The sequence below is a fragment of the Salinisphaera sp. G21_0 genome, from assembly GCF_017744115.1.
Classification (GTDB): Bacteria; Pseudomonadota; Gammaproteobacteria; order Pseudomonadales; family Endozoicomonadaceae; genus Endozoicomonas.
Genome location: NZ_JAGHQW010000003.1, coordinates 125,479 through 149,991 on the forward strand (window position 1 = coordinate 125,479; position 24,513 = coordinate 149,991).

The following is a 24,513-nucleotide window of genomic DNA, read 5'->3' on the forward strand; positions in this document are numbered from 1 at the left end:
TGAATGTCTGCTGATGTCATTCAATCGGTAAACGATGTCCGCCGGGCTGCCATGGATCTACTGGCCCGGCGGGAACATGGTTTTACCGAACTGGCCCGAAAACTCTCGGGCCGTTTTCCCCGGGAACTGGTATTTGATGCGCTTACCCGCTTGCGGGAAGAACGGTTGCAAAGTGATGACCGCTTTGTTGAAAGTTTTGTCTACAGTCGTCAACAGCGGGGCTACGGTCCGGTTCGTATTAAATCGGAACTGTTTCAGAAAGGGGTTGATAGCGAGTTGATCGGTCAATACCTGCTGGAGCAGGACGATCACTGGGATGAACTGGCAAAAACGGTAAAAGAGCGAAAGTTTGGTGCCTCTGCACCCCGGGACCATAAAGAAAAAGCCCGGCAGACCCGATTTCTGGCCCAGCGTGGCTTTTCCATGAGCCAGATATACTCCGCTTTCTCTTCTTCATAACCACCAATCTCACAAATGCCCATGGCGCGTGAAAATAGTTTGCGCCACCCCCAGGAATGAAAATGGTTACGCAAAATATTTTTCACGGCAAAGAAGGTGTCTTAACCTAATGCCTGCTGCGAAGGGTGATTGTCATCAGTGCCGTTTGCCGGAGTATGCCTGTATCTGCCAGTTAATCCCAAAGGCTGAGTCTGCTGCCTGCTTCTGGCTGATTACCCACGATAAAGAGTTTGATAAGCCAACCAATACGGGCAAATTGATTCAGGCGGCGATACCCGGAACCCGCATATTTAACTGGAGCCGGACCTCCCCGGATAAGGTGTTGTTGGAACTGCTGGACGATGCGGACTGGTTGCCAGTGCTGTTGTTTCCGAAGGAATATGCAGCCCAGAGTAATACAAGGCAATGGCATGATAATTCCGGGGGTGAACGTAAGGTTGCCTTCATTATAATTGATGCAACCTGGCAACAGGCCAGGAAAATGTATCGTCAAAGCCCCTGGCTGCATGGTTTGAATTTGCTGAGCTTGCAGCCTGAAGAGCCATCCATCTACCGTCTCCGACGTAATCGTCAGGAGCAGCACTTGTGTACCGCTGAAGTGGCAGCAAGAGCGCTTGGCGAGCTGGGCGAAAACACCAATCGCCAGCTGATGGAAGCCCTGGTTCAAGTCTATTGCGACCGCTATCTATGGGCACGCAAAGGCCAGCGAAGGGATGAGGATTCGCGCTCTCTGCGCATACTTGAACAGTACCGCTCTGGCGCTCAATAGACCGTCAGTGAAAAAAGCCCGGTAAAAAGCCTGTTAATGATGGGGCGAGGTGATCATTTTTTCCCGCCATTCCTATATAATCCCCGGTTTGCGTAAATTTACTATGAAAAGGCTGCTCATTGTGATTGTGCTGCCATTTTTGTGTTTGGGAGTGAGCGGCCTTTTCCGCTCATGGCTGTCAAGAGATAACTCCCCCGGTGGGAACTGTATATGAAGACTAACGAAATACGTTCTGCTTTTCTGGAATACTTCAGGGAAAACGGCCATGAAGTGGTTGCCAGTAGCTCTCTGGTACCCCATGACGACCCAACCCTGCTGTTTACCAATGCCGGGATGAACCAGTTCAAAGACACTTTCCTGGGTCGTGAGCAGCGTGACTACAACCGTGCCACCACTTCCCAGAAGTGTGTACGTGCCGGGGGCAAGCACAATGACCTGGATAACGTCGGTTATACCGCCCGTCACCACACCTTCTTTGAAATGCTGGGTAATTTCAGCTTTGGCGATTACTTCAAGAAAGAAGCGATCCACTTTGCCTGGAACTTTCTGACCGGCACGCTGAAACTGCCTAAAGAGCGTCTTTGCGTCACCATCTATGCCTCTGACGATGAAGCCTGCAATATCTGGTTAAACGACATTGGTATCGCAGCGAAGGATATTATCCGCATCGGTGACAACAAGGGAGCGCCTTACGCTTCCGATAACTTCTGGCAGATGGGCGATACGGGCCCCTGTGGTCCCTGCACTGAAATTTTCTATGATCACGGTGACCATATCTGGGGTGGCCGTCCGGGTACGCCAGAAGAAGACGGTGATCGCTTTATTGAAATCTGGAATATCGTATTTATGCAGTACAATCGTCAGGCCGACGGTGACATGCAACCACTGCCCAGGCCATCGGTTGATACCGGCATGGGCCTGGAGCGTATTGCCGCAGTGATGCAGCATGTCAACAGCAACTACGAGATTGATCTGTTCCAGTCTCTGCTGAACGATGCTTCCGGGATTATCGGTGGCGTTGCCACCACGGAAGCCTCCCTGCGGGTAATTGCTGACCATATCCGCTCCTGCAGTTTCCTGATCAGTGATGGCGTTATGCCCTCCAATGAAGGTCGGGGCTACACGCTGCGCCGGATTATCCGTCGTGCCTGCCGTCATGGCCACAAGCTGGGGGCCAAAGAATCCTTCTTTTATAAGCTGGTGGGTTCACTGGTGCAGTTGATGGGTGGCGCTTATCCGGATCTGGCGAAGAACCAGGCGCACATCGAGCGGGTTCTGCTGCAGGAAGAGGAACAGTTTACCCGTACCCTGGATAAAGGGATGAAACTGCTGGAAGAGAGCATTGCTGCTCTGAAGGCCAGTGGGCAGGGAGATGTGATCTCCGGTGAAACACTGTTCACGTTGTATGATACCTACGGTTTTCCGGTGGATCTGACGGAAGACATTGCCCGTGAGCGTAAGCTGAAAGTGGATATTGAGGGTTTTGAACAAGCGCTGGAGGCTCAGCGTGAGCGCGCTCGCGCGTCCAGCAAGTTTGGTGTTGATTACAACGACCAGCTGGTGATCGAAGGCTCAACCGCTTTTACCGGCTACGAGAACACGGCGGGTCAGGCTCGGGTTCACTCCCTGTTTGTTGGTGGTGAGCAGGTAGAGCAGATTGCTGAAGGCCTGCAGGCAACGGTTATTCTGGAACAGACGCCATTCTATGCAGAGTCTGGCGGCCAGGTGGGTGATACCGGCCTGCTGAATTTTGCCACCGGCTCTGTCCGTGTAGTGGATACCCGGAAGCAGGGTGATCACCACCTCCATATTGTCGAAGTGGTATCCGGTGAACTTAAGCCTGGCGATGAAGTATCCGCCGATGTTGATGCAGACAAGCGCCATGCTACCTCGCTGAATCACTCGGCAACGCATCTGCTGCACGCGGCCCTGAGACAGGTGCTGGGTGATCATGTAACCCAGAAAGGCTCCCTGGTTGATCCGGAGCGTCTGCGCTTTGACTTCTCTCACCTTGAAGCGGTGAAGCCGGAAGAGTTAAAAACCATTGAAACGCTGGTGAATGAACAGATTCGCGCCAATACTCCGGTGCAGACTGAACTGATGGATATGGACGCAGCCAGGGCAAAGGGAGCCATGGCATTGTTTGGTGAAAAGTACGCTGACGAAGTGCGAGTGCTGACCATGGGCACCGACAACTTCTCCATCGAACTGTGTGGCGGCATTCACGCCAGTCGCACTGGTGATATTGGTGCGTTCCGAATTGTTGCGGAAAGTGGTATTGCCGCCGGTGTGCGTCGTATCGAAGCGGTGACCGGTGCGGGTGCTGAAGCTTTTGTGCAGGCACGCTTTGCCGAGCTGAACAACGCTTGTCGTGTGCTAAAAGCTAAACCGGAAAGTCTCGACGCCAAATTGCAGGCGCTGGTTACCCAGAGCAAGAATCTGGAAAAAGAGCTGCAGCAGCTGAAGCAGAAGCTGGCCAGCGCTGGCAGTTCTGACCTGGTTTCTCAGGCGGTTGAGGTAAATGGCGTTAAGCTGCTGGCGACGGAGCTTGAGGGTGTTGACCCCAAATCATTGCGCGACATGGTTGACCAGCTGAAGAACAAGCTGGGCTCAGGTATCGTTTTCCTGGCCACCAAAGCGGATGGCAAGGTGCCTCTGGCTGCCGGTGTGACCAAAGATCTGACCGGACGTGTCAAGGCGGGTGATCTGCTGAAGATGGTGGCTGAGCAGCTGGGTGGCAAAGGCGGTGGTCGTCCTGATTTTGCCCAGGGTGGCGGTTCTCAGCCTGAGAATCTTGAAAAAGCGCTGTCGTCTATTAAAGGGTGGCTGGAAGCGCAGTGGTAAGCGGTGTTGTCAGGATGGTTAGCTATTCTGACATGTAAGCGTAAAAACGGGCTGTTCCCTATGGGCCAGCCCGTTTTTTATTGCTTTGAGGCATACACCCCGGGGGGGATTCATGGTACATTCTGCCATCCACTGAATGATAGAGATGGCAGCTTTTGCTGTCCGGCTTCTGAATGTCTGTATTCTGTAAATTGTGTTGGGCCGTTGCAGCAGGAAGCTGGTACAGGGAAGCTTGATCATCAGGAGGCTGTCCGGGAATAGTGTTCGCAGTAAGGCGCTCTATTCCCGGTCAGCCTCCGGGTCATGGCTGATTGAAGTAGAACGAATAAAATGGCGCTAATAGTACAGAAATTTGGCGGCACCTCAGTAGGCACCACTGAACGCATTCAGGGTGTTGCTGATAAGGTCAAAGGGTTCCGCGAACAGGGGCACGACGTGGTCGTTGTGGTTTCCGCCATGAGTGGTGAAACCAACCGACTGGTGGAGCTTGCCCGATCCATGCAGTCACAGCCGACGCCACGGGAGATGGATGTTATCCTCTCGACGGGCGAGCAGGTGACCATCGGTCTTTTGAGTATGGCCCTGAATGAGCGGGGCTGCCCTGCGACGTCCTATACCGGTAGTCAGGTAGCTATTGTTACTGACAGTGTCCATACCAAGGCCCGCATCCAGCGCATTGATACCGAGCGTATCGTCAGGGACCTGGAGTTGGGGCGTGTGGTTGTGGTGGCCGGTTTCCAGGGGCGTGACGAAGAAAATAATATCACCACCCTGGGGCGGGGAGGTTCGGATACCACGGCAGTAGCGCTGGCAGCGGCCCTGAAGGCTGATGAATGTCAGATATACACGGATGTCGATGGTGTTTATACCACTGACCCGCGAGTGGTTGAGGGAGCCCGTCGGCTGGACAAGATCACCTTTGAAGAAATGCTGGAAATGGCCAGTCTGGGTTCCAAGGTCCTGCAGATCAGGGCTGTCGAGTTTGCTGGCAAATACAATGTTAACCTGAGAGTTCTGCACACCTTCCAGGATGGCCCTGGAACACTGATTACACTGGATGAGGGTATCGCCATGGAATCACCGGTAGTTTCCGGCATCGCATTCAATCGAGATGAAGCCAAGCTGACCATTAAGGGCGTGCCCGATATTCCCGGTGTGGCATCCCGGATTCTGGGGCCGGTCAGCCGGGCCAATATTGAAGTGGATATGATTGTCCAGAATACGGCTGAGGACAAAACCACCGATTTCACCTTTACCGTTCATCGTAATGATTATGAGCGGGCAAAAGTGGTGGTTGAGCAGATTGTTAAAGAGCTCGAAGCCCGTGAATACCACGGTGATATGAAAATCGCCAAGGTTTCCATTGTCGGCGTTGGCATGCGCTCCCATGCGGGGGTAGCCACCAAGATGTTTGAAGCGCTGGCGGCTGAAGGGATTAACATCCAGATCATATCAACGTCCGAAATCAAGGTTTCCGTTATCATTGCAGAGAAATACCTGGAGCTCGCTGTTCGGGCGCTCCACTCGGCTTTTCAGCTGGACAGGGAACCAATGGAAGATAATGGGGTCTAAAACGTCAATATAAATAAAATCGTGAGCCTCGTAAGGGGGCTCTTCTGCTCCAAACCCACCTGAAATAGCAAGGGTGGAAAGAGCAACAGGTATTCAAAAGCAGTCAAAAGTAAAGAGCGTAGAGTTATCAAGCCCAAAAACCATTTCCGGCAGGTAGAAATACGAATGGAAATCTTGAACTTGGTGACTAGACTGGGTTTGCTGAATAATTCTTAAGCATGAACGGTTGAGCTGGCATATACTTCATTACTTTGAACTGAGTACTAAAGCAGTTTAAAGGTCAGGCAATTTTAAGGTGAAATAATGTCTGTACTGGGGTTGGTGTCGTGTAATCTCACGCGATCATTTTGGGTGATTTCATCAGCTTCTAACCAATGCACCAGCGTGCTCAGAATTGACGGTTGTTGACTTAACAGAGATGTAAATAAGGAGATTGAAATGCTGATTCTGACTCGCCGCGTAGGAGAGACACTGATGGTAGGGGACGAGGTCACTGTCACTGTTCTGGGTGTTAAAGGTAACCAGGTTCGTATCGGTGTTAACGCACCAAAAGAGGTTGCAGTTCACCGGGAAGAAATTTATCAGAGAATTCAAAAAGAAAAAGAGCACAAGAAAGGCGGAACTGGTCGCTCTTATGAAGAAGATGAAGGTTATGAGTCCGGATACGAGTCTGAATCTTACGAGTCTTACTGATAATTATTAAACTGTCGTTTATATCTCTGATTTGATTAAGGGTTCCCCTTTAATCCCCGCAGACAGTTTCAAAAAGCCTGACAGGTTGTCAGGCTTTTTTGTATCTGTATTTGTCCAAATGGTATCGACTGATTGTTCGCACCGCCATGTCTTAAGGAGCTATTCTGCTCAATCAAGGGGGTTAGACAGCATGATTATGACCCTGAACTAAAAAATCTCTTAAGGCAGGAACTTTTGTCAAATGCGCTGATCTACAGTTCAGAAGCTGAATGGTCAGACAGTCAATAAAGGGTGTTTCTGACTCATTGCATCTTTGATTAATCCCCTTTTTGTCAATATGACCGGAGTTATTTATCATGCAACCAACAGCAGCAAGCAATGCTCCTGCGGGCAGATTAGAAGACAGTGGGCAGCAGGTACTTGAGGGGCTGAAAAATCTGCATGGAGCAGCGGCGGCCTTTAACAAACTCATCGCGCAAGCCCCTGAAATGCATCAGGAAAGATCGCTGAAATGGTTGAAACAATATCTACCACCTGAATGTTTCCTAACTGCTGTCAATGAACGCAAGGTTGCCGGGCTGCATATTTCCATGAGGCAGCGGTCATCAGAAGATGGTTTGTCCGGTGTAATGCAACAGCATCAACAGTTACAGGATGTTGCGGTCAATAACAGGCAGCCGGACACAATTGACCCAATGGTGGAAGATATCTTCCACTGCCAGACAGATTACCTGCGATTAGAAGCTAAGTTGATCGTGGATTACAGTGTTTTTGATGCCAGTTTCAGCCCAGCGAATGAGTACCTGGTTATCCATGGCTGCTCCAGGGACGGTCATCGCCTTGGTATCTGGCGACCGGGAACGGATGGCAAATGGCTGGATGAACACAATTGGAAGTCCCTGGCTCCTGATGCTGTCATGCGTTACCAGCTCAACAATCCGGGACTCACAATCCTGAGTGACAACCACGATGGCAGTGTCCTGGTGAGTAAGAGTAAAGATATTGATCCTGGTCAGGAGGAGGTGGCGCTTGAGCACACCCCCGGAAATGAAGAAAGCCCTAAAGAGATGGCAGGCTTCCGCCCTTTGCAGGACAAGATCATAACCAGGGATGTTCAAACCGGTAAAATCAGTGTATGGGGGGAGGATATCAATGGCCGTTGGACCCCTCTGACCCAGAATAAAGAGATCCGTCACTGGCCGATGAAGGATTCTGTTCAAATGTGCTTCGGGGCCAGGAGCAACTGTTTACTGACGTGCGAGGGCAGAACAGCGACCTTTTGGAGCTGTAATGATGAGAGCAAGTGTCTGGAGGAAATAAAGACCATTGAGTGCAACAGCAAGATTTCAAGCGTCCAGTTCAGTGATGATGAGCGGCATGCCCTGATCTTGACCGAGTGTAACGAGGTAGTCTTTGTGGGATGCGATGCTGATGGCAATTGGTTGCAGATTGGGGAAATCAGTCATCATGAAGGTAGGTTAAATCACCTCAACGAACATGAGGGAAGCGTAGTTTATGCGTCCATTAATGCCACCGGCCAACACACGTTGACTCTTGATAAAGATCGTAAAGCCTTGATTTCTGGCTACGATGATGACGGTGCCTGGGTAGTAAAAACTGAGATGCAGGATTGTGCCTACGCTCGATTCAGTCCCTCCGGGCGTAAGTTACGGGCAAGTCTTTATAAACCAGAGGGCAGCAACAGCGAAACCATCTATAGTCCGACCAATGTCAACTATAAAGTCTTCGACTGCAGCAGGCTGAAAGCTCAAACCCTTGAGCACGCAGGCAGTAGCGATATCATCTTCAGCCCCTCAGAGAACCTGCTTTTGAGCTATGGCTTTAGTTCGAATTATGCCTGCATTTGGGGTGATGATGGGGCAGGTAATCTTGTTGAGAAAGCAAGGGCAGGTAATTATCAGACGGGGATTTCCCGTGCTGCCTTCAACGCTCAGGAGGACAGTGTACTGACCCTTGATTTTGGCAAGAACGTCAAAATTCAGGGCCTTGACAGTCAGGGAAAACTGCAGGAACAACTGCTGGTGGTTCAACATTCAGATTATATTTTTGATGCCCAGTTTTCCCATTCAGGGAGCCTTGCCTATAGCATTAGTTTGGGCACCGCCTGTATTCTGGGGCGTGAAATGAATGGTGAGTGGATCAAGCTGGCGCAGACGAACTCGACCCCTGGTGTCTACTGCATCGAAGGAGCCCATTTTAATGGTCCGGAAAACCATTTTCTGACCTATGGCAACAAACTAGACAGGGAGGACCAGCACCAGCCAGGCCTTGTGCAACTTTGGGGTATCGATGATGACGGCAATTGGGTAGAAAAAGACAAGGTAATACTGGATCATAACGTTGGAATGGTCAAGTTTAGCCCCGACGGTGATCATTTATTTATCTACTGCTTCAATGAGCAAAGGGATCCTGCCGATGATTCAAATTTCAGTACTGTTTTAGTCTGGAAGATTCCTGCAACTTCGGGTCAGGAAACAGCACATACCTGAGGCTTTGGAAGATGGTTAGAATATTTTCCCTGGTTAAAAAAAGACTTGCTTTTCAAAGTGCTCAGGGTAACATAGCCATCGTTCCCGGTGAGGTGGCCGAGCGGCTGAAGGCGCTCCCCTGCTAAGGGAGTATACGGTTTGTAGCCGTATCGAGGGTTCGAATCCCTCCCTCACCGCCATATCTACTTTGTTTTTTCTAAAAATTTTTCTATTGCTTCTTTGTTGTCATGGATATTTCCATATTGATTTATGGATTTACTCTAACTGTGACGTTTAAATGTTTCCTGTTGAATATAACATCTGGCATTGTCATCTTAATGTCGGAGTGGCTGAGGTCTTTCCTTTCTCATGAAGACGTAGCTCGGCATTTGAGTGCTTGCAGGTTCAAGATATGCCCAGGTATTTCAACCCGGGAAGGTGCTGATCAATTGGGCAATAGCTTTTTGGCAGTTCAGTTACTTTTCTCTTGACTCGTTACTTGCAGTTCTGCTTCCTTCTAAGTCACCTTGAATGTATTTCAAGGCAGTTTGGATGTATTCAGGCAGGAAGGCTCTGTCACGCTTTGGTGGTAAACAATCTCTACCCATTGCGTTTCTTTCAGACTGTAATATTTCATTAGCTATTTCAAGAACGCTGCTATAAGAAGTGCTTTTCTGCAATGTTGGTTCACCTTTCGTTCGTCTATATCTATTAATGGAATTCAGCAATTCAAAGTATTCAGATTCTATTTTGTCTTCTTCGCTTTGCTCATACCAGTCGTTGACTAGCCTGGCCATCTCCGGGTTGACATCCTCAAGTGGATTGTCTGGCTCATTTGGCTGGTCCATTAAAAGGCCTAATCGCAATATATGCATCGTGGCTTCGGTTATGTTGCCGTCAATGGCATCTGCGGCAATAATCAATGCTTGTGCGGTGGTAATCCAGGGCAAATCCAGTTTTTGTATACCCAATAGGTTTTCGGTCCCGTGGATTAATGACACAATCTCGTCAGACTCCCTGTCAAACTCAGGAGCTTTGCAATTAAAATCAACCTCATTGTCACTGTCATCAGATGCTTTACTTTCCGGTGACGGGGTGTGTGTTTCTTTACTGGTATTTTTGGTCTGGGTATCAGCGTAATCCGTGCTTTGTAGCAAAGTATTGGAATCTTGTGTTGCTGATTTGTTCGCGGGAGCATTCAGGGATGATGAGCCTGGTTGATCAGCGGAATGTGACGAAACCGGAACAGGATAACTGTTTGCCGAGTGCTCAGGCCTTGTTGACTGTCCGGGAGGTAAAGGTCTGGCGGCACGATTTTGTACATGTGGTGTTGGGAGGTTTTGCGTCATATAGCTTTTCCAGGCTGTGATCTGAGCCATTTGCTGCTGGAAATAATCACTACTGGCCGCTGAGTAAGCAAGCTGGGTATTCGGAAAACGTTGCAGTTCGTTTGAGTACATCCAATGGTTCATTTGGTTCGCAGTAAATGAGTTTTGGTAATTGGCACCATTTGAGTTTGTGGATGAATTGCTGTTGTCAGCCATGGTGTTGAGATAAGGTTTTGTGGGAGTAAACGCACCAAATTTTGCCTGATGACTCAAGTCCTGATTTAGCAGACGCTTTCTTGAGGGTGAAAGGAGAGGGTTTGGTATAAAGTTTTCTGATTGTGCGATTGTTGGTGTGAGGGGCTGCTGTCCGTAGCCCATGATACTGGCATTTGCGCCTGCTCCGAATCCAGGGTACGAAGTGTGAAAGGCTTGATTGCCCTGCGAAAAGTGCCAGAAGGCTGGCTCTTTCGTGTCTGAAAACCACGTGCCCGGATAAATAGAATGACTGGCATAAATGTTCGCAGGCTGGTAAGTCGTAAAGGATGAGCCGGTCTTGCCCATTTGATTTTGTGGTGGAACGGATGGTTTGTCACAAATCTCACTCAGGAGGTCAGTAATTTCGTTTTGTGTTTGTAGATCTGTTGTGGGTTTTGCCGGCACCTGGTTACATAGTGCCTTGTCCAGATGGCTGTCAGAGCGAGTAATCTGATGGGCTGCTATGGGCTGGTAGGACTGGCTGGGTGAGGTCAGGGAGGTGTTACTGTATCGGTTGGTTGCCGGATAGTTCAGGGGCTGCTGATTAAAATATGGCTGGTGTGCATAGTCAGCTTTAACTCTACCGGGCTGTAACGGGTTGCTTGAAGGTTGTTCTGAATGACAGCAATGCAGATCGGGCTTCAGGCCTTCTGTTCGAATGGTTCTGGTGATTTTAATCCGTTCATGTTGAACGGCTCCGTTTGGATCTGGGCCATTGGTAGCAGATTGACCATAAGCTGTTTGCTTTGGCGCGGAGCTTGTTGGGTAATAAATACTGCTTGTCTGGTGAGGGAAACCTGGATTCATAAAGTCAACCAACTTTTTAATTTAATTTAAATGGTCATAAAGAGACCCATTCATGACTCATAAGTTCAAAATGATAATCTCCCGGCGTTGGAAATAGGAAAGCCCGGTGCCGTACAACTACTGATCCATAACAAGATGAGCAGGGATGGCCACCTGTTTCGGTGGTCACGAAAGTGAGTATCCAAGACAGAAAAGTCTCGTCAGCTTCCCAATAAAGGTGGTGAGTAATCAGGCCATTTACGCAGAATTATTCCAAAGATATTCCTGGTGCCCGTCGTTATCGAGTGGATGGTCCTTGACTATATCGCTTTTATCTTTTCCATTTTCATACTCAATTCTGTAGGCTGTATGTCTCTTATAAAAACGACAAAGTACAGAGATCTCCTGAGTTTATGAATAATCAATTTGATGTGATTGTATTCGGAGCGACCAGCTTCGTTGGACAACTACTTTGCCAGTACCTGGTTGACAGGTTTAACGACAATGACCAGGAGCGCCTTAACTGGGCGATAGCAGGGCGCTCTCAAGCCAAACTGGCTAAGTTAAAGCAGAAATTACAACAGCCTGAGCTACCTGTGCTGCTGGCTGACGCTGCTGATGAGACTGCATTGAAAGCATTGTGCCAGCAAACCCGGGTCATTGTTTCGACAGTGGGGCCTTACGCACTTTACGGCGAATCACTGGTCAAGACTTGTGCAGAAAGTGGTACTGATTATTGCGACCTGACCGGAGAGGTGCAATGGATCCGACAGATGTTGGACCGGTATGAGGAAACGGCACGAAACAGTGGTGCACGCATTGTCCATTGCAGTGGTTTTGACTCAATACCTTCTGATATGGGCGTGTACTTTACCCAGAAAAAAGCCAGGGAAGTGTTGGGTTCATTCTGTTCAGATATCAGCATGCGGGTGAAAGCCGCCAGGGGTGGTATATCCGGTGGCACGCTGGCCAGTATGACTAACCTCACCCGTGAGGCGGCAAACAACCCGGCATTACGCCGACAGTTGGCCAACCCTTACCTGCTCTGCCCAGAAAATGAAGGCTTGAAGGCCAGGCAGGAAGTTGTCAAAACACCGACGTATGATTCCGGCTTTGGGGCCTGGTTGGCACCTTTCATTATGGCTGGCATTAATTCCCGGGTGGTCCTTCGTTCCAATGCATTGGCAGAATACCCTTATGGCAGGGATTTCAGGTACAGCGAAGCCATGCTTATGGGGGCTGGTTTCAAGGGTCGTCTGCGGTCCAATGTTGTGGTCGCCGGGCTGGGGCTGTTTATGCTTGCCATGATGATTAAGCCAACCCGCTGGTTTATGGAGCGATTTGTCTTGCCAAAACCGGGTGAGGGCCCTTCTCCCAAAGTCCAGAAAACCGGGTTTTATGATATTCGCTTTCTGGGCAAAACGGCAGATGGCCAGGAGATTCGCACCCGTGTTGTCGGCCAGGGCGATCCGGGCTATGGCTCTACCGCCAGAATGCTGGGACAGGTGGCAGCAGGATTGGCCCTGGACTTTCACGATAACCGGCAGAAAAGCAGTAAGGCGGGTGGTTTCTGGACAACGTCCACCCTGTTTGGTGACCGGCTTATTGAGCGTCTGGAAAAAGATGCTGAGGTCAAGTTTGAAGTTGTTGATTAGAATCAGGAGGCTTTTAGCAACGTTGGTGTGATGCCTGTCCATCGGATGAAGGCCCTGCGAAAGTTACTCGTGTCACTGAAATTTAACCATTCAGCTACCTGCTCATTGCTGTAGCCCCGGTAGTTGAACAGATAGACAGCCACCTGTTTGCGCACAATATCCTGTAATGCCTGGAAATGGGTGCGGTGTTTCTTCAGTTTCCTTTTCAACGTGGCCGGACTCATACAGAAGGCTGATGCTGTTTGCTCAAGTGAGGGAGAGTGTCTGACTCCCCGGAACAGGAAATCAACGACGGCAGCAATGAACAGGCTGCCATTTTGTTCAGATCCAGCCTCACATCGCTGTTTTGCCACTTCATAAGCGGTTGCCTTGCCATTGGGCCAGGCCTGAAAAAGGCAGTCTTTTGGGATGACAATCGAATCTGCCTGGGCATTAAAGTTTATGTTTTCGCCAAGATGAACATGGAACTGCTCGATATATTCAGGCGGTGACTGGCTGATGTTGTATTTCCAGACCGGTTTATTACCTGACAGCCAGCGGCTCAATTGGCTGATGGCTGCCATCATGGTTTCCAGTACAAACCGGTCGTTCTCCTGCAGACCACAGGTGTCAAAGAAACGGATGTGGCAAAACTGGTCATCCATTTGCATATGCATGGCCAGTAACGGAAAGGTGGTCAGGGAATCGCAACAAAGCATCTTCAGCGCTTGATAAAGATTGCCTGAGCAGAGCAGGGCTTCGGTCAAGTTGCCGTAATTTCCGGGAAACAGCCGGTGGCCAAATAGAAAACTGATATCATCACCTTTGAGCAGCTTTCTGGTATTGCTGATAAGCTGAAGAAACTGCTCAGGACTGATTATCACATTGCCGGTAATAATATCCTCGTAAAATAGCCCGGTATGCCGCAGTAACCGATGCTTTTCGACACCCCGACTGCTTGCCAGATCAATCAATACCGCCGGTTGCTGGTGCGCTTTTATAAATCGACTGTCGTTTTCCAGCCACTGCTTTTGTCGTTGTATCTCCATATTACTGTTGGCTACATCCATTTTTTACCCGGTCAGGAAAACTGATTGATCTGGGCTGTGCCCGGCTCGCAGGTTAGTCCGGTTAAGAGGAGTGATACCTGGTTTTCTGTTCACGGGTTTTTATTGTTATTAAAAGCTGATGACAGCAATTACACAGGGCAATTATTAATAATTTGTTACAGATTGATGAAGGTTTGATTGCTCAGGCTTGATATGGATTGCCAGTCAAATCAGCTCAGTAAGATAAAGCGAAATAGTGAGAAAAATATTGCAAGAGGATGATGGAATCATTCATCGACCTGTCAGAGCTCAATAAAACTGTCATGGCTCTCTATATTGCCAGTAGGGTGTGCCAGTCATATCGGCCCAAAAATGGCATTGAACCGTTATCGGAATAGCCTTTATCAAGGGTGTGAAAAACCTCTGTAATAAAACTGTCAATTGATCGTCCTAGGGTAAGCCTCCATAAGACTTACAAAAAAACAAATGGAATTTACCGGGGCGATTCATGAAATCATGTTCAATGAATAACAACCTGTTCAGGCCTGCTGTACTGGCTCTGGCGATCAGCTCGTCAATATACCCAATGGTTGCTGAAGCGGCTGGCAAGGTTGCAGGGCGGTTAATGACTGAAGGGCGTCAGGTGGCATTGCAGGGAGCTTCAGTCCGTCTGGAAGAATTAAACCTGGAGACATCAACCAATCGTGAAGGAACGTTTACGTTCCCTGTTGTTAAAGCGGGTCAGTACACCTTAACGGTTCAATACCTGGGAGCAGAAACCCTGGCCAGGACCGTGACGGTGAAAGATGATCAGACATCAAGCGAGATATTTGAGCTGGCCATGGCCGGTGCAACCGAGGAAGTGCTGGTTGTAGGTCATGCCGCTAACCTGAACCGGGCCCTGAACCAGCAGAGAGTTGCCGATGGGATTATCAGTGCCGTTAATGCCGATGCTATCGGACAGCTTCCCGATGCCAATGTGGCAGAAGCCTTGCGTCGGGTGTCCGGTGTCTCGGTTGAAATGGATCAGGGTGAAGGACGTAAGGTCAGTATTCGAGGATTGTCACCTGACCTTAACTCGGTTTCTATCAATGGGGTGATGGTGCCCTCACCAGACAGCGGTGACCGTGCCGTTAATCTCGATGTTGTGTCGTCGGAGTTGCTGGAGTCTCTTCAGGTCATCAAAACCCTGACTCCGGATATGGACGCTGACGCCATTGGTGGCACTGTGAATATCAAAAGCCTGTCTGCTTTTGACCGGGATGGCTTTTTTTACAAAGTCAGTGGTGATGGATCCCACCATGGGGACACCGGGCAGAATAGCCCGGGGCTGGCGGCCACTGTCAGTGATATTTTCAGTGTGGGAGAGGGTCAGGATAATTTTGGCGTGGCAGGAGCCTTCAGCTGGAATAAGCGTCAATTCGGTTCTGAAAATATAGAGACCGGTGGGGCATGGAATTTTGATAACACGCCGCCGTTACTCGATGAAGTTGAGCTGAGGAACTACGACATTGAACGTGAACGGCTGGGAGCCACGCTGAATGTTGATTACCGGCCGGATAACGATAATGACCTCTACCTGAGAACCCTGTACAGCGAGTTTAAAGACACTGAACTGAGGGATCGGGTGACAATGGCGTTTGCTGGCGGTCTGGCAGAAGGGGTTACAGGCGCTCTTGATGGTGGTGAAGCGCAACGGGAGCTGAAAGATCGGGAAGAGATCCAGAAGATTGTCTCTGCTGTGGTTGGGGGCAGCTCCCGTCACCGGGAGTGGACCATGGAATACAGTGCCAGCTTCAGCCATGCCGAAGAGAAAAAGCCAGACAGTGTCGAGTCTGTTTTTGAAGCAACAGGCGTTACCGGCAACTTCAGTTATACCGATGGAAGCCAACCGGTTGTCGTCGGGCCCGATGACTTTTACCGGGCATCCGGTTACACATTTACGGAAGCTGAAAAATCCACCGCCGAGACCGATGACCAGATTGTCAGTGTGAAGCTGGATCTTTCCAAAGACTTCCACTGGCAGAATCATCCGGCCATGGTGAAGTTTGGTGGCAAGGTCAGTCGTCGTGACAAAAAAGCTTCGGAAGATGTCTGGCTGGTGGAAAATATTAATCAGCCGATGACCGGTTTCGTCAATGGTGGTGTGGATTATTCATTGAGTAATTTTGGTCCGTCGGTTAATCCCGATGCCGTAAGGGATGTCATCAGTGGTCTTCCTGCAGTATTGGATGAGGAAAAATCCGCCATCGGAGACTACCAGATTACGGAAGACATTGATGCCGCGTATATCATGGGGAAAGTGGCTATTGACCGGTGGCGTTTCCTGACCGGCATTCGCTATGAAGGAACAGAGTTTACCTCCCGTGGTTTTGGCTATGACAAAGACAACAGTGTGGCCATAGCCAAAACCAGCGATAAAAGCTATCGACATTGGCTGCCTGCCTTCCACGCCCGTTATCGTATAAACGACCATCAGCTGATAAGGGCAGCCTGGACCAACTCGGTAGTCCGGCCAACCTTTGAACAGGCCAGGCCAGGGTATGTGGTGGAGCTGGGAGATAAGGCTGAGTTTGGTAACCCGGCGCTCAATCCCACGGAGTCCAGTAACCTGGATCTCGGCATAGAGACTTACCTGGGACGGGCCGGAGTATTTTCAGCGTTTGTGTTCTATAAGGATCTCAGGAATTTCATCTATACCACGGATCTGGGCGGGACGGGCGAATACGCGGCCTATTCCGAGGCCAGGGTCGCGGTCAACGGTGATTCGGGTAAGGTGTATGGACTTGAGCTGGCTTACTCTAAACAGTTTTCCGAGTTGCCTTCGCCCTGGAATGGATTGCTGCTGAATACCAACGCCACGTTTACTGATTCCAGTGCTGATGTCGCAGGCGTCGATGGTGGCTATCTGGTTACCCGCAATGTGAAATTACCCGGTCAGTCAGATATTACGGCCAATGTGGAGCTGGGTTATGACATGGACCGCTTCAGTTTGCGTCTGGCAGCCAATTACAAGTCCCGCTACCTGGATGAAATAACCCGGGTATCTGATTCACGCTATGACCTTTATGTGGATGACCATACGCAGATTGATTTAACCAGCCGTTACCAGATAGACGATCAGGTACAGGTTTTCTTCCAGGTGACTAACCTGAATGACGCCGCCTTTTATAAATACACCGGCAGCTCTGCCTATAACGCCCAGTATGAAGCGTATGGTCGCACCTACAAACTGGGTCTGACCCTGAGCAATTTTTGATAGGTGGAATAACAATGGAAAACTGTATTGTTATCAACGGTGTTATCAGAGCTGTTGGTGGGGCTGTCATGATCAGCCTGCTTGCTGGTTGTGCGGCTTTGACCGGGTCGGATGATGTCATTCTTGCCAGAGCCATGAGTAATACGTCAAACCTGTCGGGGGAAACCATTATCCCCTTAAAGGTTGGTGATCAGGGGCCCGAAATGTGGCTGGCGACCAGTGAACAACAGGGAACGCTGCTGCTGGACCGTCAGGGCGTCCATCTGGATGACCTCCCGGGTGAGACGGAGCATCTTGATGTCCGGCACGGCGTGAAACTGGCAGGAGCCTCTGTATCCCTTGCCGCCACGGTGGACACGGCGGCTAATCGACCAATGATAGTGTCGGTGAATGGCCAGCAGGCCCGCCTGAAAAGGGAAGCGTTACTGCCCGCTCCAGACTTTGAAATAGAAGATATCTGTCTGTTTCGGGATCGACAGCAATTAATCCATCTGTTTCTGGTGGATGGCGCGGGGCGTGGCCAGCAGTGGCTGGTGCTGGATAGTGCCAGCCAGACAGTTGTGCCGCGAAAAATCAGGGAGTTCAGTCTGCCACCTGGCAGCTCATCCTGCACGGTGGATGATGCCAATTCCAGATTATTTGTGCTGGAAGAAGAGCGCGGCATATGGATTTATCCAGCGGATCCAGAGGCCGGGGCAACCAGGAAGCCGCTATCACTGTCGCATACTATGGTCACGGGGCTTGCTGCCATCCCGAATGGATTGCTGGCCATAGATCCGGAACAAAAAACAGTTTACCGCTTTCTGTTGGATGCTGATGCCAATGTGGTGGAAAACTCCCAACGCTCCCTGTCTGGTATTGCAACCCCGGAGCAGCTGTCGGTTTATCAACCCGCAAGCGATCCACAAACTGCGTCGGTTTTTTATCTTGGTTTATACGACGATGAAACGGATCAGTACTTTCACTCTGCTATAAAGTGGCCTGAGGCCATTATTGAAAACCTTCCTCAAGCTGCGCCACCTGTTATGGTCACAGTTGAGCCTGTCGTTCAGACCAGGCCCGTGGGGGTGCATGGTGATGTTGCGGATGATCCTGCGATCTGGGTAAATCGCGCAGACCCGGCAAACAGCCGTGTCATTGGCACCAATAAGAAACAGGGGCTGCATATCTATGATCTGAGTGGCAAGGAATTGCAGTTCTTTGCCAGTGGCCGGTTGAACAATGTGGATGTCCGATACAGTTTCTCCACTGCTGTGGGGCTGGTTGATCTTGCCGCAGCCAGTAACCGCTCCAGTAACAGCATTGCCCTGTTCAGTATTCAACCGGACAGTGGCGAAGTGTCCGAGGCTGGTCTTGTAGCAACTGACTTGTCTGAAATCTATGGACTTTGCATGTATCAGCCAGAGCCCGGTGCGATGCATGTTTTTGTCAATGATAAGGACGGTCGTTATCAGCAATACGAACTCTATCAGCAGGGACAGAAAATTAACGGACGGAAGGTTCGCAGCTTCCGCGTCGCCTCTCAACCGGAAGGCTGTGTGGCGTTTGACCGACAGAGGGTGTTGTTTGTTGGTGAGGAGAGTGAGGGGGTCTGGACTATCGGGGCCGATGCCTCGGCAGGAACATTTCTCTCTCCGGTGGTTAAGACAGGAAGTCTGCTGCAAGACGACGTGGAGGGCATTGCCGTCTATGAGCAACCGGGCAACGCCTATCTGATTGTCTCCAGTCAGGGAAACGACAGTTATCTGGTCCTCGATGCCAATGCACCCTATCAGGTCAGGGGATCATTCCGCGTTGGGATTAACGCCCGGGCAGGCATTGATGGTGCTTCAGAGACCGATGGACTGGACGTAACCAGTGCCGGGCTGGGTATGCATTTTTCCCGGGGAATGCTGGTGGTTCAGGATGGCCGTAACCGAATGCCGGAGGCGACACAGAACTTCAAATATATCCCGTGGCAGTCCATTCAAACCGCATTAAACCTGGAGTAAGCCGTGAGAGACCTTCTTGCAGGAAAGCGCAGAAAAAGGAAGTCCGCTGTTGCTGGCATCAGCAGGATACAGCCAACCCGTTACCTGCCCGCCATGCTGTTGGCCCTGGGCGTCTGGGGCAACACGCTGGCCAGTTCATCAGTGAATGATCTGACCACATTGGGGCAGCAGCGGATTGAAGCCAATCAACAGGCACAGAAGACCATTGAGGCTATCGATGATGAGACGGACAGGATGGAAACCCGGTGGTTTCAACAGATGAAACAGCTGGAGGGGCTTAAGGTTTATAACCGGATTCTGCTGAATCAGGTGGATGAACAACAGCGGGAAATGGCCGAAATCAATGCGTCGATTGAACGGGCCGTGGATATTGAGCGACAGGTCATCCCCCTGATTGATCGTATGATCACAGGTTTGGAGCAGTTTATCCGATTGGATGTCCCTTTTCTGCAGTTAGAAAGGCGTCAGCGACTGGATAACCTGAAATCCATGTTGAATGACCCGGATGTCGCTACCGCTGATAAACTGGCGAATGTCTTTGCGGCCTACCGGGAAGAGAATAAATACGGCAGGACCATCGAGGCCTATCGGGGGGAAATGGTGCTGGATAATCAAACACTCCCGGTGGAGTTTCTGAGAATCGGGCGAGTTGCGCTGCTTTATCAGACGCCCGCAAAGGACCGGATGGGAGCCTGGAATCCCGGGCTGCGCCAATGGGTCTCCCTGAACCCTTCTGAATACCGCCGACAGATGCACAAGGGGATACAGATTGCCCGCAAACAGATCGCTCCAGACTTGCTGGAAGTACCGGTTTTTCAGATTGAGTCTGTCAAAGCCTCTGCTGGAGGTCAATCATGATCCGTAGATTGCTAACCATTACATTAATAGTGCTGGCACCGTTGCTGCTATCAAAGGCGGCTATCGCCGAAACCACTGCCAATCATAATGGACAGCCTGTTCAGACTCAGCCATTAACCATGGAGGCGTTGTTACAGCAATTACAACAGGGTATGCAAAATGATCGTCAGCTTAACCAGCAGCGTTTGTTGCAATTCAGAAATGACAGAGCACTGCAGCAGGAAAAACTTCGGCTGCTGCAACAGGAGGTCACTGCGGTTGAGAAACAGGGGCGAACCCTGGAAGCAGAGTTTGACCAGAACAGTCAACAACTGGCGACGCTTAATGACACACTGTCGTTGAAGCTGGGAGCAATGAAGGCATTGTTTGGCTCGCTTCAGCAGGTAGCCAATGAAACCCGTGCAGACTTTGCTGACTCTCTGACCCAGGCCCAGTTTCCTGAACGGGATGGTTTTCTCAAAGCATTTTCTGAAAAGATGGGCAGTGCTACCCGCCTGCCAGACTTGCATGAGCTTGAGCGGCTCTGGTTTGAGTTGCAAAGGGAGATGGTCGAGTCGGGTAAAGTGGTGCGTTTTGATACTACCGTGAATCTGCCGGATAGTGGTCAATCCGTCGAGTCAGTGACCCGTATCGGATTGTTCAATCTGGTTCATAACGGCAGCTACCTCGCCTATGCCCCGGAAACAGGCCAGTTGATGACTTTGCCCCGCCAGCCCGATGACCGCTATCTGGACAAGCTGTCCAGTCTGGACGGTGCTCAACCATTGCCGCTCAATATTGCCATTGATCCCACCCGTGGGCAGCTGCTGACGATGCTGGTTGATGTGCCGGGGCTGGTGGATCGCATCGGGCAGGGGGGGGCTATTGGTTATGGCATTCTTGCCCTTGGGCTGCTGGCGCTGATCATCAGCCTTGAACGGTTTGTGTCGTTTTTCTGGCTGGGGAGAAAAGTCAACTGGCAACTGCGCCACAGGGAAACCCCGGTGGCTGACAATCCCCTTGGACGCCTGCTGCTGGGCTTCAGTCGCTATGGTCAACACTCTGCCGAGGCGCTGGAGCTGGGGCTCAGTGAGATTCTGACCCATGAGATACCGGCACTGAATCGTCGGCTGGTTCTGCTGAAAACCATTGCGGTCATTACCCCATTGATGGGCCTGCTTGGTACAGTCACCGGCATGATCATTACCTTTCAGGCCATTACCCTGTTTGGGACCGGGGATCCCAGGCTGATGGCCGGCGGCATTTCCCAGGCGTTGGTTACCACGGTACTGGGCTTGACCGTTGCCATTCCCACCATGCTACTGCACGCCCTGGTCAGTGGCAGGGCAAAAGCACTGGCCCAGATTATGGAAGAGCAGGCGGCCAGCCTGATTACCGGGGTTTCTGACCGTCCGGTGTCGGCGACTGGTGAGTCTTTGGTCAAACGTGCCGGTAATGAACAGCCCAGCCGTCGTTATTCTGAAGAATTTGCCTGAGGAGGTCACGGATGTTCGATATGCCATGGTCGATGCTTCAGGATTTTCTTGACCAGGGTGGCCCGGTGCTGATGGTGATTGGCACGGTCACTGTCTTTCTTTGGAGCCTGATTCTGGACCGGGTGCTCTATCTGAAAAAATATCACCGTGCCATGGTACAGCAGGTGATTGCTGGCTGGCATGAGCACACACGGGGTTTGCCGAAAAGCGAGCAGCCGCTTCGCAGTCGCCTGACCCGGTGCACTATGGGCCGGGTTGACAGAAATATGCCATTGATAAAAACGATCATTGCCGTTTGCCCCCTGCTGGGTCTGCTGGGGACAGTCACCGGTATGGTGGCAGTGTTTGAAGTCATGTCAGTAGCAGGTACCGGCAATGCAAGAGCGATGGCTGCCGGTGTTTCCAGGGCCACCATTCCCACCATGGCCGGTATGGTGGTGGCGCTGTCGGGGCTGCTGGCGATGCTCTGGTTAAAGCAGCGTTGCAATAAAGAGCGGGACTACCTTAACCGGCAGCTGAGTCTGTCGCAGAACCAGGGCTCTGTACCAGCGATGGGCACAGGCTTGCGTGTGACTGACCAAGGGAGAGAAACGAGATGAGAAAGTTTGCCTGGCAGCAGGAGGAGGATCAGGAACTCAATATCGACATGACCCCCATGCTGGATGTTGTGTTTATCCTGCTGATATTTTTTATAGTGACAGCCAGTTTTATCAGGGAAACCGGTATCGAGGTGAATCGCCCACAGGCCTCAACCGGGAAGCAACAGGAAAGTGCCGCCATACTGGTGGCACTTGGGGCAGACGACACTTTCTGGATTGATGGGCGTCAGGTCGAGAGCCATAGTATCCGGGCCAATATCGAGCGATTGCACAGTGAGAATCCCCAGGGCACCCTGGTGATTCAAGCCGACAGAATGTCCCGTAATGAGGCATTGATTACGGTTATGGATGCGGCACGTGCTGCCGGGGTTGAGAACCTGGCCATTGCTACGCGGGAGGCCGGTTCCTGATGTTTCACCAGCAGGTTACCCTGCGAGGCAGCGGGTTATTGAATCTATCGACCCGTTTTTTTGCCCTGGTTCTGGCAGCACTTATTGCCTTATTACTTTTTTTGGGGATGAAAGCACTGATTTCCCCTTCGGAAAGTCATCTTGATCGACCGCCGGCCAGGGATATGCTGGATTTTGTGCGCGTTAAAACCGTTGAAAAAACAGTGGAAAAAAAACAGAAGGCAGCACCACCCGAAGCGCCGGTCATCCCTCCATCACCACCCATGCCTGCCTTTACCAGTGAGTTGCCAGCGCTTGAGCACATCCCCCTGCCATCGCCCACAGTAGCGCCCGGTATCGCCATGAATGATCTTGGGTTTAATCTGGGTGCTATGGAAGAAGCGGACTACCTGCCCATTGTTAAAGTGGCACCGGTCTACCCCGAGCGTGCCCTGAACCGTGGCGTCGAAGGGCAGTGTACCGTTGAATATACCGTGAACCGGGATGGCTCGGTTCGTGATGTCGCCGTGATTGAGTCTCTGTGTGACAGCTGGTTGTTTCACAGGCCTTCTGTTCAGGCTGCCATTCGTTTTCGCTATCAACCCAGAATGGTTGATGGTCAGGCGGTGGAGGTCTTTGGGCTTCGTAATCAGTTTACCTACCGGATACAGTGATGACCATAAAATGGGATTTACCACCGCATGTAAAACACACAACAGCCATGTTCTGGCTCAGGCTTTGCTGTTTTGTCGGGCTGTTGTCTGCAGTTTTTCCGATTGAGGCCAGCCCCGAAAATACTCACGCACTTTCTCAGCCAGTGTATAAAACTCTGGAAGTGGCCCGGGCCCATACGCTCAATGGTGCCTATGCTGAGGCGGGCCAGCTGATCGCCAGCCTGCAAAAAGACGACTCGCTGTCAGCCTATGAAAAAGCACAGGTGTGGAATCTGGCAGGCTATGTGGATTACCTCCGTGGATTCATTCCCCGGGCGATCAGCGCCTATGAGGTGGTGTTGCAACAGGCAGATATTCCTGAGTCTTTGCTGATCAGCACCCATCGGACACTGGCACAACTCTGGTTTATGGAAGCCGGGTACCGTAAGGCACTGTCGTATGCTGAGCAAATCCGGTCTGCTGATGCTGCAGCGGATAGCCGTCATGTTGATAGCAGCCTTCAGGTCCTGATGGCTCACTGTCATTATCAGTTGTCTGACTATCGCAGGTCTGCTGCCTTGATTTCATCAGTTATTGAGCAAGCCGGTCAACCCGAAGAAAGCTGGCTGCAACTATTAAGAGCCAGCTATCAGGCTCAGAATGATTATGAAAAAACCGCCCGGGTGCTTGAGACTATGGTAGAACTTTTTGGCAAACCGGACTATTTCCTGGCACTGTCGGCAACCTACAGTCAGCTTGGGCAACAGGCCAGGCAGATCAGCCTGCTGGAAAGTCTCTATGAAAAACAACAGCTGACCAGTGCTTCTCATCTGAAAGCCCTGGGCATTCTCTATGTTCAGCAGGGTATGCCAGCAAAAGCTGCTGCGGTGCTGGGTTACGGCATCGACAGCAACCACCTTGAAGCGTCCGCAGAGAATCTGCGTCTTCTGGCACAGGCCTGGCTCCGGGCCCGGAACAATGACAATGCCATTAAGGTTCTGGTCAGGGCATCGTCGCTCCATAACGATAAAAAAATCGATCTTTTGCTGGCCAGGACGTTTCTGTCCATGCGTGATTGGGGCAGTGCGGCAACCCGTTTACAACGGGTGCTTGATAACCAGGGCAACAAAGACTCCGAAGTATGGCTACTGCTGGGCATGGCAAGGTTTCACCAAGGGGACTATGCCAGCGCTGAGTCGGCCTTTATCAATGCCCGTGACCGGGGAAAGGTATGGGTGCAGAACTCAGCCCGGCAATGGCTCAGCCATGTGCAGGCTGAGCAGAAAAAGTCGATGACTGCAACGGCAGGTCTGGCAATGTAATTGACCACGTAACCGGATATTGAGCTGATTTAACCGGATTGCGCAATAAAACTGTAACAGCGATCACCTAATCTCTGTTTGCCAATAAC

General features: G+C 50.8%; 16 protein-coding genes, 1 tRNA gene and 1 pseudogene. 16 read left to right on the forward strand and 2 right to left on the reverse strand.

The window, feature by feature from the left end:
- The first annotated feature begins 3 nt into the window (after positions 1 to 3).
- From J7439_RS02455 to J7439_RS02485, 7 genes and pseudogenes are all read left to right on the forward strand, one after another.
- A complete protein-coding gene (locus J7439_RS02455; protein ID WP_209200100.1) occupies positions 4 to 459 on the forward strand; it encodes a regulatory protein RecX in 456 nt (151 codons plus the stop codon).
- Positions 460 to 568: 109 nt separating this feature from the next.
- Positions 569 to 1,228, forward strand: a complete 660-nt coding sequence (locus tag J7439_RS02460; protein ID WP_209200101.1) for a tRNA-uridine aminocarboxypropyltransferase — start codon at positions 569 to 571, stop codon at positions 1,226 to 1,228.
- Positions 1,229 to 1,438: 210 nt separating this feature from the next.
- Positions 1,439 to 4,072 carry an alanine--tRNA ligase gene (gene alaS / locus J7439_RS02465; protein ID WP_353622982.1) on the forward strand — a complete coding sequence of 878 codons (2,634 nt, stop codon included), beginning with the start codon at positions 1,439 to 1,441 and terminating at the stop codon, positions 4,070 to 4,072.
- A 330-nt stretch (positions 4,073 to 4,402) separates the two neighbouring features.
- Positions 4,403 to 5,644 (forward strand): aspartate kinase, encoded by a 1,242-nt coding sequence (locus tag J7439_RS02470; protein ID WP_209200102.1) that lies wholly within the window; start codon positions 4,403 to 4,405, stop codon positions 5,642 to 5,644.
- A gap of 438 nt (positions 5,645 to 6,082) precedes the next feature.
- Positions 6,083 to 6,256: pseudogene (csrA, locus tag J7439_RS02475) on the forward strand (carbon storage regulator CsrA); the annotation flags it as partial.
- Between the two features lie 437 nt (positions 6,257 to 6,693).
- Positions 6,694 to 8,847 (forward strand): WD40 repeat domain-containing protein, encoded by a 2,154-nt coding sequence (locus J7439_RS02480; protein ID WP_209200103.1) that lies wholly within the window; start codon positions 6,694 to 6,696, stop codon positions 8,845 to 8,847.
- Positions 8,848 to 8,933: 86 nt separating this feature from the next.
- Positions 8,934 to 9,026: transfer RNA gene (locus J7439_RS02485), tRNA-Ser, on the forward strand.
- Positions 9,027 to 9,302: 276 nt separating this feature from the next.
- Here the strand turns inward: J7439_RS02485 and J7439_RS02490 are convergent.
- Positions 9,303 to 11,216, reverse strand: a complete 1,914-nt coding sequence (locus J7439_RS02490) for a hypothetical protein (protein ID WP_209200104.1) — start codon at positions 11,214 to 11,216, stop codon at positions 9,303 to 9,305.
- Positions 11,217 to 11,608: 392 nt separating this feature from the next.
- Between J7439_RS02490 and J7439_RS02495 the strand changes: the two genes are divergently transcribed.
- Complete coding sequence (locus J7439_RS02495) at positions 11,609 to 12,850, forward strand: saccharopine dehydrogenase family protein (RefSeq protein WP_209200105.1); 1,242 nt, start codon at positions 11,609 to 11,611, stop codon at positions 12,848 to 12,850.
- Between the two features lie 2 nt (positions 12,851 to 12,852).
- Here the strand turns inward: J7439_RS02495 and J7439_RS02500 are convergent, their stop codons facing one another.
- Positions 12,853 to 13,899: an AraC family transcriptional regulator gene (locus J7439_RS02500; RefSeq protein ID WP_209200106.1), complete on the reverse strand. Its 1,047-nt coding sequence runs from the start codon at positions 13,897 to 13,899 to the stop codon at positions 12,853 to 12,855.
- A gap of 502 nt (positions 13,900 to 14,401) precedes the next feature.
- Here J7439_RS02500 and J7439_RS02505 point away from each other — a divergent pair.
- The 8 genes from J7439_RS02505 to J7439_RS02540 are packed head-to-tail and all read left to right on the forward strand — an operon-like array spanning position 14,402 to position 24,424.
- Entirely contained in the window at positions 14,402 to 17,137 is a 2,736-nt protein-coding gene (locus J7439_RS02505; RefSeq protein ID WP_209200107.1) for a TonB-dependent receptor, read from the forward strand.
- Positions 17,138 to 17,151: 14 nt separating this feature from the next.
- Positions 17,152 to 19,128 (forward strand): phytase, encoded by a 1,977-nt coding sequence (locus J7439_RS02510; protein WP_209200108.1) that lies wholly within the window; start codon positions 17,152 to 17,154, stop codon positions 19,126 to 19,128.
- Between the two features lie 3 nt (positions 19,129 to 19,131).
- Entirely contained in the window at positions 19,132 to 19,986 is an 855-nt protein-coding gene (locus J7439_RS02515) for a DUF3450 domain-containing protein (protein ID WP_209200109.1), read from the forward strand.
- Positions 19,983 to 21,461, forward strand: coding sequence for a MotA/TolQ/ExbB proton channel family protein (locus J7439_RS26255; RefSeq protein ID WP_286198147.1), 1,479 nt, complete (start codon positions 19,983 to 19,985; stop codon positions 21,459 to 21,461). The genes J7439_RS02515 and J7439_RS26255 overlap by 4 nt, the downstream gene beginning before the upstream one ends.
- An 11-nt stretch (positions 21,462 to 21,472) precedes the next feature.
- A complete protein-coding gene (locus J7439_RS02525) occupies positions 21,473 to 22,060 on the forward strand; it encodes a MotA/TolQ/ExbB proton channel family protein (RefSeq protein ID WP_209200110.1) in 588 nt (195 codons plus the stop codon).
- Positions 22,057 to 22,470 carry an ExbD/TolR family protein gene (locus tag J7439_RS02530; RefSeq protein ID WP_209200111.1) on the forward strand — a complete coding sequence of 138 codons (414 nt, stop codon included), beginning with the start codon at positions 22,057 to 22,059 and terminating at the stop codon, positions 22,468 to 22,470. The genes J7439_RS02525 and J7439_RS02530 overlap by 4 nt, the downstream gene beginning before the upstream one ends.
- The gene (locus tag J7439_RS02535; RefSeq protein ID WP_209200112.1) at positions 22,470 to 23,123 is read left to right on the forward strand and encodes an energy transducer TonB; all 654 of its coding nucleotides are present in this window, start codon (positions 22,470 to 22,472) and stop codon (positions 23,121 to 23,123) included. Before J7439_RS02530 ends, J7439_RS02535 begins: the two co-directional genes overlap by 1 nt.
- Positions 23,123 to 24,424 (forward strand): tetratricopeptide repeat protein, encoded by a 1,302-nt coding sequence (locus J7439_RS02540; RefSeq protein ID WP_209200113.1) that lies wholly within the window; start codon positions 23,123 to 23,125, stop codon positions 24,422 to 24,424. Before J7439_RS02535 ends, J7439_RS02540 begins: the two co-directional genes overlap by 1 nt.
- Positions 24,425 to 24,513 lie beyond the last annotated feature (89 nt).

Coding starts and splice junctions, on each gene's coding strand:
- J7439_RS02480 (WP_209200103.1), top strand. CDS start 6,694: ATGCAACCAACAGCAGCAAGCAATGCTCCTGCGGGCAGATTAGAAGAC.
- J7439_RS02500 (WP_209200106.1), bottom strand. CDS start 13,899: ATGGATGTAGCCAACAGTAATATGGAGATACAACGACAAAAGCAGTGG.
- J7439_RS26255 (WP_286198147.1), top strand. CDS start 19,983: ATGATCCGTAGATTGCTAACCATTACATTAATAGTGCTGGCACCGTTG.
- J7439_RS02535 (WP_209200112.1), top strand. CDS start 22,470: ATGTTTCACCAGCAGGTTACCCTGCGAGGCAGCGGGTTATTGAATCTA.
- J7439_RS02460 (WP_209200101.1), top strand. CDS start 569: ATGCCTGCTGCGAAGGGTGATTGTCATCAGTGCCGTTTGCCGGAGTAT.
- J7439_RS02540 (WP_209200113.1), top strand. CDS start 23,123: ATGACCATAAAATGGGATTTACCACCGCATGTAAAACACACAACAGCC.
- J7439_RS02455 (WP_209200100.1), top strand. CDS start 4: ATGTCTGCTGATGTCATTCAATCGGTAAACGATGTCCGCCGGGCTGCC.
- J7439_RS02470 (WP_209200102.1), top strand. CDS start 4,403: ATGGCGCTAATAGTACAGAAATTTGGCGGCACCTCAGTAGGCACCACT.
- J7439_RS02495 (WP_209200105.1), top strand. CDS start 11,609: ATGAATAATCAATTTGATGTGATTGTATTCGGAGCGACCAGCTTCGTT.
- J7439_RS02525 (WP_209200110.1), top strand. CDS start 21,473: ATGTTCGATATGCCATGGTCGATGCTTCAGGATTTTCTTGACCAGGGT.
- J7439_RS02510 (WP_209200108.1), top strand. CDS start 17,152: ATGGAAAACTGTATTGTTATCAACGGTGTTATCAGAGCTGTTGGTGGG.
- J7439_RS02490 (WP_209200104.1), bottom strand. CDS start 11,216: ATGAATCCAGGTTTCCCTCACCAGACAAGCAGTATTTATTACCCAACA.
- J7439_RS02505 (WP_209200107.1), top strand. CDS start 14,402: ATGAATAACAACCTGTTCAGGCCTGCTGTACTGGCTCTGGCGATCAGC.
- J7439_RS02530 (WP_209200111.1), top strand. CDS start 22,057: ATGAGAAAGTTTGCCTGGCAGCAGGAGGAGGATCAGGAACTCAATATC.
- alaS (WP_353622982.1), top strand. CDS start 1,439: ATGAAGACTAACGAAATACGTTCTGCTTTTCTGGAATACTTCAGGGAA.